The sequence below is a fragment of the Sorangium sp. So ce295 genome, assembly GCF_051527405.1.
GTDB lineage: Bacteria > Myxococcota_A > Polyangia > Polyangiales > Polyangiaceae > Sorangium > Sorangium cellulosum_B.
Window position 1 is genome coordinate 8,096,514 of sequence record NZ_CP150324.1, and the last position, 14,290, is coordinate 8,110,803.

A 14,290-nucleotide genomic window follows, 5' to 3' on the forward strand; every position below is an offset into this window, starting at 1 on the left:
CGGGTCGCTGGGGCAGAGCGTGGGGATGGCCACCGGCGCCCGCGCCGGCACCACGGCACGGCCGGGCGCCGGCGTCCGGCGTCCGTCGACAGGGCAGCGCTACGGCAGGTCGAACGCGAAGAGCGTGTTGCCCGGCGTGCCGATGCCGAAGCTCTCGTAGCCGCTCCCCCAGAACACCGTACCGCGCACCACCGCCGGCCCGGCATTGACGGAGCCGTCGGCCGGATGGCTCCAGAGGACGTCGCCCGTCGCGGCGTCGAGCGCGTGGACGTCACCGCTCATCGAGCCGCCGTAGACCACGCCGTTCGCGACCGTCAGCGGCCCCCTGGTCTGCGCGCCCGGCGTGGGATCGGGCGTCTGCCACAGGATGTCGCCCGTGGCGGTGTCGAGCGCGCTCCACGAACCCCAGTTGATGACCTCCCCGGAGGGCTGCAGCGTGTAGTCGACCTGGCCGTTGTTGCCGATCGGCACGTAAATCCGGTTCTGGTCGACGGCGACTCCCCACATGATGCCGCCCAGCTCCCCGCCGGGACCGACCAGCGTGCTCCACACGACGCTGCCGTCGTCCCGATCGAGCGCCCAGAAGATACCGCTCTTCTGGCCGGCGCCGACCAGATCGCGGCGCTCCGCCCCCTGGCCGGCCGTGAAGAGCGTGGCGCCCGTGCCGAAGTCGTAATCCGGGCCCGCCGGATCGGGGCACCAGTCGCCGCCGAAGTAGCAGGCTCCCGTCCAGGCGTCGAAGCCCTGGAGCCGCCGCGCCCACTTCAGCGCGCCGGTGCGGAGGTCGAGCGCGAGGACGGCGTCGATATAGTCGTCCGGCGCAAGGCAGGCCTCGGCGGCGACGGGGTCGTCGCCGGCGGCCTCCACGCACGCGGAGACGGACGGCGGCACGGTGTAGTTGTTGCCGGTGGTCACGTACAGCGTGCGGCGCTTGAGGTCGATCGCGGGCGCGCCGCCCCACACGGCGCCGCCGGTGTAGCCGGCAGGCACCGTGTAGCGCTTCCAGAGCACCGCCCCGGTCCCCGCGTCGAGCGCGACCACGCTGCCGCGGAAGCTGCAGCACGGATAGGCGTTGTCCGCCGCGAAGAGCTCCTCGCGCGAGGAGACACCCACGTACACGCGGCCGCCATGCACGACGGGAGACTGCGTGATGATCGCCGCGGGGTGCGTGTCGAGCTGCCTCTTCCACAGGAGCGCCCCGGTGCGCGTGTCCACGGCGATCATGTGCGCGCCGGCGAGGGTGCCGAGGAACATCGTGTGGCCGTGGAGCGCGGGGGTCGTGCGCGAGACGGCGCCGGCCGTGCCCGTGAGGGCGGCGATCGTGCGCGTCCAGATCGGGTGCCCGGTCCTGGCGTCGAGCTTGTACAGCTTGCCGCCCCCGTCCGGAAAGTAGACAGCGCCGTGGTCGACGGCCGGCGTCGCGGGGACGATGCCGGTCGTGGTGAAGGCCCACTTCACGGCGAGCGATGCGACGTTCGATGGCCCGAGGTGGTGCTCGTCGCGCGCGTAATGCGTGTTGGCCAGATCGTAGCCATAGACGGTCCAGCGCCCGGCGCCCGTGCCCATGGCCGTGCTCCCCAGGACGACACTGAGCAAGGCGAGACATAGGGCGGCCCCGATCGCGGACCGGACCCAGAAGATGCGCTTCATGGTGCTCCTCCCGGGGCATCGAGGTGAGCGGCGATCGGCCACCCGACACGCCAGTTCCGTCGCCTCTGCAGCACGAGGCCCCGAATCTACGTCACGCGGAATCGAGCTGGGTGTCAATCGGAGAGAGCAAGGCGGCACGGAGCCCCCTTCCCATGGCCGGATACCGGGGTAATCTCGGCTCCTCGGAGGTGGGCCACGAACCGGAACAGCGCATCGAGTCCGCGCTCGCGGGCGACGACCACGAAGACCACTGCAGCGAGGAAGAGCAGCGCCGGGGAGCCGAAGAAGTCCGCCGCGCCGCGGAAGGCCGCCGCGCCGAAGGCTCCCGCGAGGCAGAAGGGCGCGGCGCGCAAGAAGGAGCCGCCGCCCTCGCCGGTGCCGAAGCTCCTCGGCGTCCTGGAGTCCCAGAAGCAGCTCGGCGGCGCGTCGTACCCGCCGACGCTCGAGCGGCTGACGGAGCTGACCGGTGACACGCTCGCGGTGACGAGCAAGGCCCTGACGACCAGGGAGGCGAAGGGGCGCGTGCTGCTCTCCCGCGCCGCGGGAGGCAAGAAGAAGCCAGCCCCCGGCGCCACGCTGGTGCTGCTCGCGGAGGACCTGGAGGCGGTCGCGCAGTCCGATCGGCTCCTGGAGGTGCAGCTCCAGTCGGCGCGAACGGCCGACGCTCCCGCGGTCGACCTGGCGCAGCTCCCCAAGGGCCTCCTTCCCGCCCTGGGCCGCGCGTTCAAGGCGGCGCTCGATCAGCGCATCGCCGAGCGCCGGCTCCCCCGCGCCATCGGCGCCTTGCTCGGGAAGAAGCCGCTGCTCTTCTTCCTCGCAGACGCCGTCCTCTTCCTCGCAGACGCCGTCCTCCCGGCCGCCGGCGCGCCGGCGCGGCCCGCCGCGATCGCGACCGACGGCGCTGCCCGCCGCGCGGCTCCCGACGGCGCCGGCAGCGCGATCTCCAACGGCCCCGTCACCTCGGCCCAGAGCGGCCCCGGCGCGCCGGCCATCTCCTTCGTCGATCGCTTCGACGCCGCCTTCTCCTCGCTCGACCGCGCCTCCGGCCGCCTCAACTACGTCACGCTCCACGCGCTCCGCGCCGCGCTGCCGGACGTCCCGCGCGACACCTTCGACACGGAGCTCGCAGCGCTCCGGCGGCAGCGGCGCTACTCGCTCGACCCGTCCGACGGCCGCCACCACCAGATGGCCGAGGCGGAGCGCGACGCAGGCATCATGGAGGCCGGGAACCTGCTCGTCTACGTGGCGCGGAGGGACGACGCATGAGCGAGGAGCCGACGTTCGAGCGCTTCCTGGCGGCGGTCCGGGGCACCAACCCGTTCCGCAGCCACCGCATCACCGACGTCGGGGGCGGCGAGGCCACGGTCGAGTCGATCCACAAGAGCGCCTTCACCAGGCTCGTGCGCGTCGTGCAGGACGCCGCGAAGGAGCCGATCAGCATCGGCGCGCTGCTCATCGGCGCGCCCGGGGTCGGCAAGAGCCACCTGCTCGCGCGGCTGTTCCAGTGGGCCGGGGAAGACAGGGCGACGGTCGTCTACCTGCACAACATCCTCGCCTCGCCCGAGCGGATGCTCCGGTACGTGCTCAACGCGACCGTCAGCGATCTCGCGGGGCACCGCGGCAGCGACTACACGCAGTCGCGCCTCTACACCGTCCTCAACCGCGCCCTCATCCGGACGGGCGCGCTCAAGGGCCGCAAGATGATGACGGGGCCCAGGGAGATCGAGGCGCGCAAGGAGGCGCTGGCCCGCCTCGGCGCCAAGATCGACCCGCAGAGCGCCGTCATCCCCGTGCTCAACGCGTTCCTCACCGGGACGTCGCACGCGAGCCTCGGCGACGCCGGCGCCGAGAAGCGCGCCCAGGCGGCGGTGCTCTGGCTCTCCGGCGAGACGCTCGGGCCCGACGAGGCGCGCCTGCTCGACCAGGCGGCCGGGGAGGACGGCCTCGCCCTCGCGGACGACGCCGCGGTGGAGCGCGTCCTCCACGTCCTCGCGCACCTGTGCGCCCTCGCCGAGCTCCCGCTCGTGCTCTGCCTCGACCAGATCGACAACCTCGACGCCGATGCGGTGCGCGCCCTGATGTCGTACGCGCACGCGCTGCTCGACCGGGCGAAGCACCTCGTCGTCATCGTCTCGGGCGTGAAGCAGTCGATGCTCTCCCTGCGCACCGGCGAGGTGATCCCGGCGGCCGCGTGGGACCGCATCGCCGAGCGGATCCTCGAGCTGCACATGGTCTCGCCGGAGGAGGCCCGCGCCATCCTCGAGGGGCGGCTCGACGCCGCGCTCTCCGGCTTCGAGGAGAAGGAGATCGAGGAGGTCATCGCCGCGCGCAAGCGCGATCGGCTCTTCCCGCTCGGCAGCGCGTGGCTCGAGCGGCGCCTCGACGGCGTGCAGGAGCTCCGGCCGCGGGACGCGATCCTCTGGGCGCGCGATCGCTGGGAGGCGCAGCAGGATCGGCTCGCGGCCGTCGGCGGCAAGCGCTGGCTCAAGGAGTGGCCCGGCCCCGAGGACGGGCCGAAGTCGCCGCCGGTGAAGCTGGAGGACGTCATCGACGCCGAGGTGAAGAAGAAGCTCGTCGAGGGCACGACCCGCCGACGGCTGCAGCAGGCGTCGCTGCCGCCCGACGAGGACAACCTCGCGAGCCTGACCCACCACCTGCTCGCCAGGTGCGCCGGCAAGGGCGCCTCGACGCTCCTGAGCGTCGAGCACGCCACCGCGAAGAAGCGCGGCAAGGCCGCCCCGGCGCACCACCTCGTGGCCAAGGAGAAGCGCGCGGACGGCGTCATCGTGACCACCGGCGTGACGTTCCTCTGCGCGCCGAGCGGGCACGGCGCGCGGCTGCCGCTCCAGCGCATGGTCGAGGACACCAAGCACACGGACAAGCGCATCCTGGTCACCGACGAGGAGCGCCGGCCGCTCCGGCTCGGCGGCGCCGGCAAGGCCGCGTACGACGCGCTCTGCAAGCTGGGCCGCCAGCGCTTCCTCCACCTCCACCTCGACTTCGCCGGGCACGCGGAGCTCGACTCGCTGGTGGGGCTCCTCGGCGCCGCGAGGAGCCACGACCTCGAGATCGAGCACCCCCGCGGGCAGTACCGCAAGGTGACCGAGGCCGAGGTGCTGGCGTCCTTCGAGCGCCAGAGCCTCCTGCTCGCGCACCCGCTGCTGCGCGAGCTGCTCACCGAGGAGATCGTGAAGGGCGGCGGGGACTCGACGCCGCCGCCGGCGTGGGATCCGCAGCAGACGCGGGAGCACATCATGGCCGAGCTGTCGTGGCGCCTCGGCCTGATGGCGAAGGAGCTCGCGCAGATCTTCGCGAGCCGCAAGAAGCTGCACGAGAAGCGCTTCCCGGAGGTGTGGTCGCACATCAAGAAGACGGCGCAGGCGCTCCATGACGAGGGCCACGTCCACGCGACCGCGACCGACGACGACCTCTTCGTCCAGCTGCGGGGCAAGAAATGAGGCTCGTGCACGTCAACGTGACCCAGCTCCGCGTCGCGGCGACGTGCCCGAGGCTGCACTGGTTCGACGCGCGCGCCACGGCCGAGCGGCAGGACGGGCGGACGGTCGTGAGCCGCATCTGGCGCAAGGGCGGGGAGGCGCCCGGCTGCGGCGCGCTGTTCCACACCGCGGTGGAGCGCTTCAACGCCGCCGCGGCGAGCTCGGACGAGGTGCTGGCGGCGCTGGAGGCCGCCGGCGACGCCCCGGGCCTCCAGCAGGCGCTGATGCGCTGGTTCAACGCCTCCTGCCTGAACCTCGACGCGCTCGCGGCGCGCCCGGTGCCGCTGCGGCTGGGCTTCATCTCGGCGGTCCAGCTCTACATGGAGGAGCTCGCGCGGCTCGCGGCGCACGCGAGGGCCGCCGGCCTGCCCGCGGCGGAGCTCCGGGCGCAGCTCTTCGGGGACTCGCGCAAGCGGGTCGACGTGACGTTCCACGTGGGGGAGGACGTCCACGTCCACGTGACCGGGGCGATCGACTACGTGTACTTCGATCCGCGGCTCGGGAAGCACCGCATCGTCGACTACAAGCTCACGCCCGCGACCTCCCCGAACAGCGATCTCTTCCAGATCTTCACGTACGCGCTGATGCACCACCACCAGCACGGCACCCGGCCGGACGTGGCGGTGCTCTACCTGCACCCCACGCGCAGCGTGCGCGAGGCGCGCTGGGAGGAGATCGAGGCGAAGCGCGGCAAGGTCCACGAGCTCATCGCCAGCATGGTGGCCTGGTCCGACCACGCGGTGGGCGCGGGCGGGCTCGCGCCGCCGGGCGACCGCGCGTACTGCGGCGGCTGCAAGCACGAGCGCTCCGGGGCGTGCGTCGCGCAGCTCGGCCACAAGGACGTGGGCGCGTGGGACAGGCGCTGGACGGCGCTCGAGGCCACGCGCGGCGGCGGAGCGCCGGAGGGGCGCGAGCCCACCGCGGCCAGCGCGCCGGCGGCGGACGAGCCGATGGTGGAGGACGATCCCGAGCTCGACGAGGCGCTGGCGGTCGTGAAGCCGGCCGTCGAGCGCCCGAAGCCGGCGCCGGCGCGGGGCCGCGGGCGAAAGGCGCCCGCGGAGGCGCCGCCGGGCGGTGCCAGGCCCGCGGAGGCGCCGCCAGGCGGTGCCAGGCCGGCGGAGGCGCCGCCAGGCGGTGAGCGCCCGACCCCCGCGGCGCTCGACGCGGGAGCGAGGCCGCCGCAGGCCCGCACCGCGAGCGTCACCGGCATGCTCCTCGGCTTCGACGACGGCGGTTCGCCCGTCTGCGTGGACCCTGCGGTGCTCCGGACGCACGTCTCGGTCGTCGGCGCGGCGGGGAGCGGCAAGACGTGGATGGCCAAGGTCATCGCGGAGGAGGCGCTGCGCGCCGGGGTCCCCGTCGTCGCGATCGACCCCCAGGGCGATCTCGTCCAGATGATGGAAGCGCGCCCGCCGTCCGACGTGCCAGCGGAGCTGCACCGCGCGTGGGAGGAGCTCCGGCAGCGCATGGAGCCGCGCATCCTCACGCCCGGGTCCTCGCACGGCCTGCGGCTCTGCCTCGACCCCCTGCGGCTCCCGAGCGCGGGCGAGCTCTCGCACATCGCGAACCCCGCGCTCCGCGCCGAGGAGGAGGAGGGCTTGCTCGTGGCGGTGGCGGCCAACCTCGTCAGCCTGTGCGCGTGCGGCGGCGAGGAGGAGTCGCAGCGCACGTTCCTCTACCAGGTGCTGCGGCACCTGCCGCGCGCGGCGCCGGTCCGGCTGAGGGACATCGTGGCCGCCGTCACCGCGCCCGAGGATCTCGGCATCGACGACGTCGACAGCCTGATCCGCAAGTCCGAGCGCGAGCGGCTCGCGCGAAAGCTCAACACGTTCGTGCAGGGCCCGTCCGCGCGGCTCTTCTCGGGGGGGACGCGCCTCGACTTCACCGAGCTGCTCCGGCCCTCGAAGCCGGGGCGCGTGCCGCTCAACGTCGTTTACCTGAACGCGCTCAGCAACGACGATGAGAAGCACTTCTTCCTCGCCGCCCTCGCGACCGAGCTGTACCGCTGGATGATCACGACCGTGGACGCGACCTCCGGCGGCGTGAACCTGCTCTTCTACATCGACGAGGCGCGCGACTGGATCCCGGCCGGCGGCAGCAAGCCGCCCGCCAAGCAGCCGCTCATCCGGCTCTTCACCCAGGGCCGGAAGTACGGCGTGGGTTGCTTGCTGTGCACCCAGAGCCCTCGATCGGTCGATTACAACGTGTTCGGCAACACGAGCACGAAGCTCATCGGGCGGCTCGAGGCGGCCCAGGACGTGGAGCGCGTGATCGACTGGTTCACGATCGAGGGCGGGGCCCCTCTGTGGGTCGCCGCGCGCAAGGGGGCGCCGAAGGGGAGCTTCGTCGCGCGCTGGCCCGACATGCCCGCGGAGCTCGCGGGCCGCGCGTTCAAGGGGAGAACGCTCTTCACGCGCCACGCGGGCGCATGGTCGCCCGACCGCGTGGAGCGCGCCGTCACCGAGGCGGGGCTCCGTGCCCAGGCGGGTGACGCGCCGGGCGCGGGCGGGGTCGACGCCTCCTCACCAGCAAGGCGCTCCCCGGGATCGCGGTAGGCACGACGGTGGTGCATGGACCTGGACAATCCCGTGATTCGACTCTGTGCGGAGGGCACCCGGGCGGAGTTCGAGGGCAGGAAAGAGGATGCCCGGGAGCTCTATCGTCGGGCGTGGGCTGTCTGCAAGGACGACTACGACGCCTGCGTGGCGGCGCACTACGTCGCACGGTTTCAGGACACGCCCGAGGAGGCGATGTCGTGGAATCGAGAGGCGCTCCTTCGCGCAAGGAAGGTCGACGACGAACGTGTCCAGAGCTTCTACCCTTCGTTGTATGTGAACCTCGGCCGCTCCCATGAGCTGCTTGGCAACCGAGAGGAGGCGGAGCGCTTCTACGGGCTCGCGGCCGAGCTCGGCCTCGAGCATCAGCCGGACGAGTAGGGGTCGCGACGTCCCCAGAAAGCCCGCGACACGAGGTGCTTCTCCATGAAGAGCGCGCTTGAAAGAAGGCGGCGGTTACCTCTGATGCTGTTCGCGGCGCTCTGCGGGTGCCAGAGAGCACCCACGCAATCGAACGAGATCTCAACCGCGAGCGCGGCGGCCCCCGAAAGCGGCACGAGCGCACCGGCAAACTCGCACGCTCCACTGGTCGCTGGCCAGGCCGCGCCCTCGAAGGCCGAGGTGGCCGAGCGACTGGCGGGCATCGGCCCGGGCGAGGAGCGTGAAATCGGCGCAGGCATCTTCATGGTGATGCACAGAGTCCAGGCCACCGAGCCGCTCGGAGATGGGTGGCACCTCGCCCGATCGACGGAAGGCGCCTTCTCCGTGGAGCTGCCGCTCCCGTTCAACGACTTTCGAACGCGCGCCGGGGCAACCGACGACGTGGAGCTGCGCACGCACACGGTCGGCGGAAAGACGCCTGGACGGCTCGCCTTCAGCGCGAGCTGCATGGCGCGGCGAGATGGAACGCTCGGGCCGGAGAGGCGCGCGCCCGGCGGTGACAGGATCGAGGTGAAAGGGACACCGCCGGCGGCACACCAGCGGACGGTGGATTTCGAGGACATGACCTGCTTCCTCATCGTCGAAGCCCAGGGCTCGGATCCGCTGCCGCCCGAGGCCGATCGGCTGCGCTTCCTCCGGTCGCTCAAGCGGACAGGAAAGCCGGTCTGGTGAGAATGCTCATCGCAGGCGAGCGGCTACTTCATTCCAGCGCTTCGGTCTTCGAGATCGCGGGCGCCGTCGGCTACGGGTCGGAGAGCGCGTTCAGCGCCGCGTTCAAGAGGACGATGGGCGAGTCGCCACGCGCGTATGCGCGTGGACGTCGGGCGTAAGGCCGTTCGCCATCGCCCGATACCCGACCCGCTTGCCGGCGCATCCGCGGCATGCCTTGATCGAGCCCATGACGACGGGGTTCTTCGAGGCACGTGGCCTTCGTTTCCGGCTCGATCGCGAGGGCGCCGAGGTGAGCGGGGCGCCGACGCGCGCGGTCCAGGCCACCATCGAGCCCGACGAGGCGAGCCTCGACGGCGACGAGCCGCTGGCCGAGCTCCTGGGCCGCCGGCTGTCGGCGCTGCTCGGCGCGCCGGTGAGCGACGAGGAGGGGATCTTCGACCTGGCGGTCGAGCGCGACGGGGCCGTTGTCGCGGCCGTGCAGCTCTCGTGCGGCGAGGACGACGAGGACGTGCTCGAGTTGCTCGGCGAGCGGTCGCCCTCGCTCCCTGTGCGCGCGCTTGCCGAGGCGCTCGTCGAGGCGCTGCGGGGCCCCGGATGACGGCGCGCGCGGCGCGCCAGCACGCCGTGTCGGCCCAGGTGAAGCCTGTCGAGGACGGGTTCCTCGTTCCGCCCGGACATCCTGGGGCGGGTGAGGTCACGGCGGGCCGCTTCGTCATGCTGCCGGTCCCTGGCGTCGAGCACAGCCCTCAGTTCTTTCGCTACAGCGCCGCGCTCGAGGGCGCCCCCCGTACCTCGGAGTTCTTCGTCCTGATCGCCACCCCTTTCGGTGATCCGTCAGCCGCCCCTCGAGCGCTCCCCCATCTCGAGCGCGCGTTCCCGTCCGCGACTGTCGCTCTGCTGCTCGATGCCCGGACCGGCTGGGCTCGCGCCAGCGTCTCTGCGCTAAAGGATGCAGGCCGCAAGGAGCTCGCTGCCGGCTGCGTGGCCGCCGTCCTCGCCGGAGCGAGCTGGGACGAGTCCGACCCCATCCTCGTGGAGCTGGACGAGGAGCACTTTGCCGTGAGCCTCGTCCACCACGTTGACCTCTGGGATGAGGTCATCGCCGTGACCGGCGCGGGGCCCGCCTGACCGCGGGGCTCGAGGACCGCGGCCTGCCGTTCAGACGTCGACGAGGACGTCGAACCCGCCGTAGATCATCCGCTTTCCGTCGAAGGGTGAGTCCTCGTTGTTCATCTGCATGCGCGGGTCCTCCATCACCTTCTTGTTGCCCTCGTCCCGCACCTCCTTCGAGGGCCAGACGATCCACGAGAAGACGACGACCTCGCCTTCCTCCGCCTTCACCGCGCCCTTGAAGTCGGTGATCTTGCCGTCGGGCACGTCGTCACCCCAGCACTCGACGACGCGGATCGCCCCGTGCTCCTTGAACACCGCCGCGGCCTTCTCGGCCAGATCGCGATAAGCCTGCTTCTTGCCCGCGGGCACGGGCACAACGAAACCGTCGACGTAGCTCATCGTTGTTCTCCTCTCGTTCGGCCCCGTGCCAAACAGACCGCCGCCGCGACCCGCGCGGCGGCGCGCCGACCAGCTCGGGGGTCGGGGTGATGCCTCAAGGCGATCGACGAAGGCAACTTCGCTGCAAGGCCACCTGGCGGCCACGCCCGAGGGCTCACGGCGCGTGATCCAGCTTGAAAGCGAGCTCAGCGCGACAGGCCTGCCGGACGATCACCCAGGGCGAGGCAGCGCGCGCTCGCGGGCGCGCCACGCGGCCGGGGCCACGCCGTGGCGGCGGCGGAAGAGGCGGCTGAACTGGCTGGCGTCGGCATAACCGACCCGCTCGGCGATGATCTCGACGAGCTCATCCGTGTCGCGCAGGCGGCGCCGCGCCTCGGCGAGGCGGCCTTCGAGGATCCACGCCACCACGGAGCGGCCCGTCGACCGCTTCACCGCGGTCGTGACATGGGCGGGAGACCGGTGCACAGCGCGGGCGACCTCACCGAGGGTCAGCGGTCCCAGACAGCGCGCCTCGATCACGGCGAGCGCCTCGGCGACGATCGAGGGGGCCTCGGGAGGAGCCGCGTCGCGCGGGGCGGCGCGCGCGATCTCGGCGAGCAGGAGCCCGAGCAGGCTCTCGGCCACGACGGGCAGCATGCCCGAGGATCGTGACAGCTCGCGCTCGAGCTCCTCGAGCAGACCGAGCACGTGGGGCTGCCTGCTGGTCGGCAGCTCGACGACCGGGAAAGCCCCGCGCCGGACGCGTTCGAGCGGCGCGAGCAGCTCCTGAAAACGATCCTGGGGGAGGCACGAGCGACAGAAGGCCACGCCGCGCATATCCACCTTGCTCGCCGTGAGCCACCGGTGGGCATCGCCGGCCGGGATGAGGTGGACCTGGCCAGCCGTCAGCTCCAGCTCGCCGCGGTGCTCCACCCGCATCCGGCCGCCGAGGTGAAAGGCGAGGACCGAATAGGTGTGCACGGCGGCGCGCCGCATCGGGCGGACCTCCGACGCGCGGCAGGCATGTACGTGGACCACGCCGGTCTCGAGGGCGTCGATTGTAAGCTGCGACTCCATGACCACCGTCGCAGGGTAACACGCGTTGATGGGGCAGGATCTTGGACGCCGGCCTGGCCAGGCGCTCGAGGCTCCCTCGGTCCGGCAGGCGACGCGGTGTCACACAGCGGCGGCACCCGGCGCGCACCGGCGACCCGAACCCCACGGACACGCACACCATGGCGAACGGGTCGAGCACGGAGAGTACGGCTGAGCTCCCTTGACAGCTGGGGACCGATTCGTTTCCTCTGGACACTTGCGAGGTCACCCGGGGGTCCTCTTCGCGGCGCGCCGCAACCTCGCGCGGACGCCCGAATCACCGTGTTCTAGATCCAACATGATGGCTGCGCGCCCCGTTCGGGCGCGCGTCCTCGCCCGGCGCGATCACGACACCGTGTTCGCTCCGGGCGACGCTCCCCTGTAAAGCTCATTATCAGGGAGGGTTTATGAATCACATGTTCAATTCCCATCAAGGCATGTTCATGGCCTGTCTCTTCCTCCTTATCCCGCTGCTGGGGGCCGCGGGTTGCGCGGGGGAGGAGGAGTGGGGCACAGGCGAGCTCGTCGCGGTCGCCGCCCAGGCGCACCGGGTCCAGAGCGGCGAGCAGCTCTTCGAGAGAGCGACCTTCGGCGGCAACGGGCGCCGCTGCGTGACCTGCCACAGCGAGGAGACCGGCACGATCTCCCCGGCGGACGTGCAGGCGCGGTACGCGGCCAACCCGAACGATCCGCTCTTCCGCCCGATCGACAGCGACGATGGCGTCGGCGACAGCTACACGCGGCTCCTCAACGAGGCCACGATCCGCTTCGAGTTCCCGCTGCCGCCGAACATCTGGCTCGACGACGACCCCGCGGCCACGAGCGTGACCGTCTTCCGAGGCGTCCCCTCCGTCAAGAACTCGCCTGCGCTCGATCCGCTCATCACGTTCGATACCCGTGAGCCCGACCTCGAGACGCAGGCCGCGAACGCGATCCTTTCGCACTTCGAGCCGACGGTCACGCCCACGCGGCGGCAGCTCGAGAAGATCGCCGACTACGAGAGGACGCTGTTCAGCTCGCGGGAGCTGCGCCGCTACGCGCACGGCGGGCCCGAGCCCGAGCTGCCTCGTGGCCGCACGGCTTCCGAGAAGCGCGGGCGCAAGCACTTTCTCCCGAACCAACTCTGCGGCCAGTGCCACAGCGGGCCCATGCTGAACACGGCGAGCGACCAGTTCGTCCTCGGACCGTTCCTCAGGATCACGGGCGTGCTGACCGGGTTCTCGGGAGAGGTCCTCGGCACCACCGAGACGCGGCCGACGCCGAACCCGATGCGTCGCTACAATATGGTCTGCCCTTCGGACGGGAGCAGCTTGCTCTGCTCCGATCCAGACACGTACTTCCCGATCATCGCCGTCTATCAGCCGAGGCTCGAGAACGGCGTCCTCTCGATGCTCGCCGCCGATCCGGCCTACGCCCTGGTCCTCGGCAGCCTGGACGGCCTGGGGGACGGCAAGACCACCTCCCTCTGGGGCATCAACGAGACGGCGCCCTATTTCCACGACAACTCGGCCCCTACGCTGGAGGACGTCGTTCACCACTACAAGCTGGTGTTCGAGGCCGCCCCGATCCTGGCCCCCCCCCTCGGGGGGCGCACGACCCTGACCGCCCAGGAAGAGGCGGACATGGTCGCGTACATGAAGCTCCTCTGAGCGGAAGGCCCTCTCCCACGCGGGCCGGTTTGGAAAGCTCGACAGCAGGGACGCTCAGGCCTGCATCACCAAGCCGGGCGAGCTGACCGAGCTCAAGGCCTGAGGCGGGGCGTTCACGACTCCCGGCCGGGCGCGAGACCCACCGCTGCGATGAGCTCGCCCAGGCCGGGATCCGTCGCCTTGTCGGCGCTGCGCGCCGACTCGAACGGCCGCTCCCCGCGGATCCAGGCGTCGGCGAGCGAGTCCGGCCCGTTCAGGAGCAGGTGCATCGCCGCCGTCAGCTCCAGGGGGCGCATATCGAGGCGGAAGAGCTCGGAGAGGCTGAGCTGCAGGCCGGCGCTGATGGCGTGGACGCCGCGAATGGGCTCCATGAACGAGCGGCCCCCCACGCCGCGCGCCAGGAACGCGGCGCGCGCCTCGGGGTCCCGCAGCCTGGTCGCGCACTCGCCCGCGTCGAGCGAGTTCATGCCTCGACAGGAGAGCGGTCGAACCTCGTAGATCGAGCACCGCCCCGACCGCAGGAAGGGGCAAGGGTGGTCCGGCGAAAACCGCTCTGCCGACGGCAGGCTCCGCGTCCTGTCGTGGCACCCGGACACGTGCTGAGCCACGCGCGCGAGCTCCGCGTCGGACAGGGTCGACCTCAGGTGGTCGGCGATCGCGAGCGCCTCCGGCGGAGTGACGCCGACCGATTGATGACAGCAGTGATCGCAGCCCGCCCTGCACGCCACCGCGCCGTCGGGCGCGCGCGCCAGGAGCCCCGCAGCGAGCCGCGACGTGGCCGCCATCGCGTCCCGCGCCAGCTCGACCGCGCCATCCACGCTCGGCTCCCCGCGCAGGGCGGAATACGCCGTGTTGGCCGCGGCCGCCGCGATGTCGTTCTGCCACGCCTCGCGGAACACCGGGGTCCTGAGCGCCACGCGCTCATGCCCGCTCGCGGGGTCGCGAAGGACCGTGAGATGCACGCGACCCGCGCCGTCCTTGCGGGCGTCTCGCCGGGCCTTCTTTCCTGACGCGGGGCGCGGCTTGCCTTTCCTCTGACTCATGGTGGCCGGTTCCTGGAGGGTGGTTGCCGCCCGAGCGCTTGAAGAAACGGTAGTTTATCACCCCGTCGAACCGTCCGCCAGACCTCTCCTCGTCTGGTTGGGGGCGAACTCTCCCACCGTGCCGGGAAGAAGGAACCGAGAGGACGCCACAAGACGCCATGAGGCGCCACAAGACGCCAAATTTTTGTATTTTTCTT

15 protein-coding genes are annotated in these 14,290 nt (G+C 71.6%); 9 read left to right on the forward strand and 6 right to left on the reverse strand.

Annotated elements, in window-relative coordinates; translation table 11 throughout:
- Nucleotides 1-99: 99 nt before the first annotated feature.
- Nucleotides 100-1,650 (reverse strand): outer membrane protein assembly factor BamB family protein, encoded by a 1,551-nt coding sequence (locus tag WMF11_RS30575; RefSeq protein WP_437973223.1) that lies wholly within the window; start codon nt 1,648-1,650, stop codon nt 100-102.
- A gap of 113 nt (nt 1,651-1,763) precedes the next feature.
- The gene (locus WMF11_RS30580) at nt 1,764-2,003 is read right to left on the reverse strand and encodes a hypothetical protein (RefSeq protein WP_437973224.1); all 240 of its coding nucleotides are present in this window, start codon (nt 2,001-2,003) and stop codon (nt 1,764-1,766) included.
- 22 nt (nt 2,004-2,025) lie between these two features.
- On the opposite strand from WMF11_RS30580, the gene WMF11_RS30585 reads away from it, so the two are divergent.
- From WMF11_RS30585 to WMF11_RS30600, 4 genes are read left to right on the forward strand one after another with little or no spacing between them, the layout of a single operon-like run.
- The gene (locus WMF11_RS30585; protein ID WP_437973225.1) at nt 2,026-2,916 is read left to right on the forward strand and encodes a hypothetical protein; all 891 of its coding nucleotides are present in this window, start codon (nt 2,026-2,028) and stop codon (nt 2,914-2,916) included.
- A complete protein-coding gene (locus WMF11_RS30590) occupies nt 2,913-5,108 on the forward strand; it encodes a hypothetical protein (RefSeq protein WP_437973226.1) in 2,196 nt (731 codons plus the stop codon). Before WMF11_RS30585 ends, WMF11_RS30590 begins: the two co-directional genes overlap by 4 nt.
- Nucleotides 5,105-7,702 carry a helicase HerA-like domain-containing protein gene (locus WMF11_RS30595; protein WP_437973227.1) on the forward strand — a complete coding sequence of 866 codons (2,598 nt, stop codon included), beginning with the start codon at nt 5,105-5,107 and terminating at the stop codon, nt 7,700-7,702. The genes WMF11_RS30590 and WMF11_RS30595 overlap by 4 nt, the downstream gene beginning before the upstream one ends.
- 33 nt (nt 7,703-7,735) lie before the next feature.
- Nucleotides 7,736-8,083 carry a hypothetical protein gene (locus WMF11_RS30600; RefSeq protein ID WP_437973228.1) on the forward strand — a complete coding sequence of 116 codons (348 nt, stop codon included), beginning with the start codon at nt 7,736-7,738 and terminating at the stop codon, nt 8,081-8,083.
- Here the strand turns inward: WMF11_RS30600 and WMF11_RS30605 are convergent.
- Nucleotides 8,068-8,388: a hypothetical protein gene (locus WMF11_RS30605; protein ID WP_437973229.1), complete on the reverse strand. Its 321-nt coding sequence runs from the start codon at nt 8,386-8,388 to the stop codon at nt 8,068-8,070. The two genes, WMF11_RS30600 and WMF11_RS30605, sit on opposite strands and share 16 nt — an antisense overlap.
- On the opposite strand from WMF11_RS30605, the gene WMF11_RS30610 reads away from it, so the two are divergent.
- The 4 genes from WMF11_RS30610 (at nt 8,387) to WMF11_RS30625 (ending at nt 9,943) form a co-directional block, all read left to right on the forward strand.
- The gene (locus tag WMF11_RS30610; protein WP_437973230.1) at nt 8,387-8,815 is read left to right on the forward strand and encodes a hypothetical protein; all 429 of its coding nucleotides are present in this window, start codon (nt 8,387-8,389) and stop codon (nt 8,813-8,815) included. The two genes, WMF11_RS30605 and WMF11_RS30610, sit on opposite strands and share 2 nt — an antisense overlap.
- A 2-nt stretch (nt 8,816-8,817) precedes the next feature.
- On the forward strand, nt 8,818-8,973 hold the full coding sequence (locus WMF11_RS30615; RefSeq protein WP_437979359.1) for a helix-turn-helix domain-containing protein: 156 nt from the start codon (nt 8,818-8,820) through the stop codon (nt 8,971-8,973).
- Nucleotides 8,974-9,041: 68 nt separating this feature from the next.
- Nucleotides 9,042-9,413 carry a hypothetical protein gene (locus WMF11_RS30620; protein WP_437973231.1) on the forward strand — a complete coding sequence of 124 codons (372 nt, stop codon included), beginning with the start codon at nt 9,042-9,044 and terminating at the stop codon, nt 9,411-9,413.
- A complete protein-coding gene (locus WMF11_RS30625; protein ID WP_437973232.1) occupies nt 9,410-9,943 on the forward strand; it encodes a hypothetical protein in 534 nt (177 codons plus the stop codon). Before WMF11_RS30620 ends, WMF11_RS30625 begins: the two co-directional genes overlap by 4 nt.
- A 30-nt stretch (nt 9,944-9,973) precedes the next feature.
- On the opposite strand, the gene WMF11_RS30630 is transcribed toward WMF11_RS30625, so the two are convergent.
- Both WMF11_RS30630 and WMF11_RS30635 read right to left on the reverse strand, forming a co-directional pair.
- Nucleotides 9,974-10,327 (reverse strand): DUF1428 domain-containing protein, encoded by a 354-nt coding sequence (locus WMF11_RS30630; protein WP_437973233.1) that lies wholly within the window; start codon nt 10,325-10,327, stop codon nt 9,974-9,976.
- Nucleotides 10,328-10,537: 210 nt separating this feature from the next.
- The gene (locus tag WMF11_RS30635) at nt 10,538-11,383 is read right to left on the reverse strand and encodes a helix-turn-helix domain-containing protein (RefSeq protein ID WP_437973234.1); all 846 of its coding nucleotides are present in this window, start codon (nt 11,381-11,383) and stop codon (nt 10,538-10,540) included.
- 425 nt (nt 11,384-11,808) lie between these two features.
- Here WMF11_RS30635 and WMF11_RS30640 point away from each other — a divergent pair, with 425 nt between their 5' ends.
- Nucleotides 11,809-13,050: a hypothetical protein gene (locus WMF11_RS30640; protein WP_437973235.1), complete on the forward strand. Its 1,242-nt coding sequence runs from the start codon at nt 11,809-11,811 to the stop codon at nt 13,048-13,050.
- Between the two features lie 113 nt (nt 13,051-13,163).
- Here WMF11_RS30640 and WMF11_RS30645 read toward each other — a convergent pair whose 3' ends face one another.
- Nucleotides 13,164-14,093 (reverse strand): YkgJ family cysteine cluster protein, encoded by a 930-nt coding sequence (locus tag WMF11_RS30645; RefSeq protein ID WP_437973236.1) that lies wholly within the window; start codon nt 14,091-14,093, stop codon nt 13,164-13,166.
- Nucleotides 14,094-14,290 lie beyond the last annotated feature (197 nt).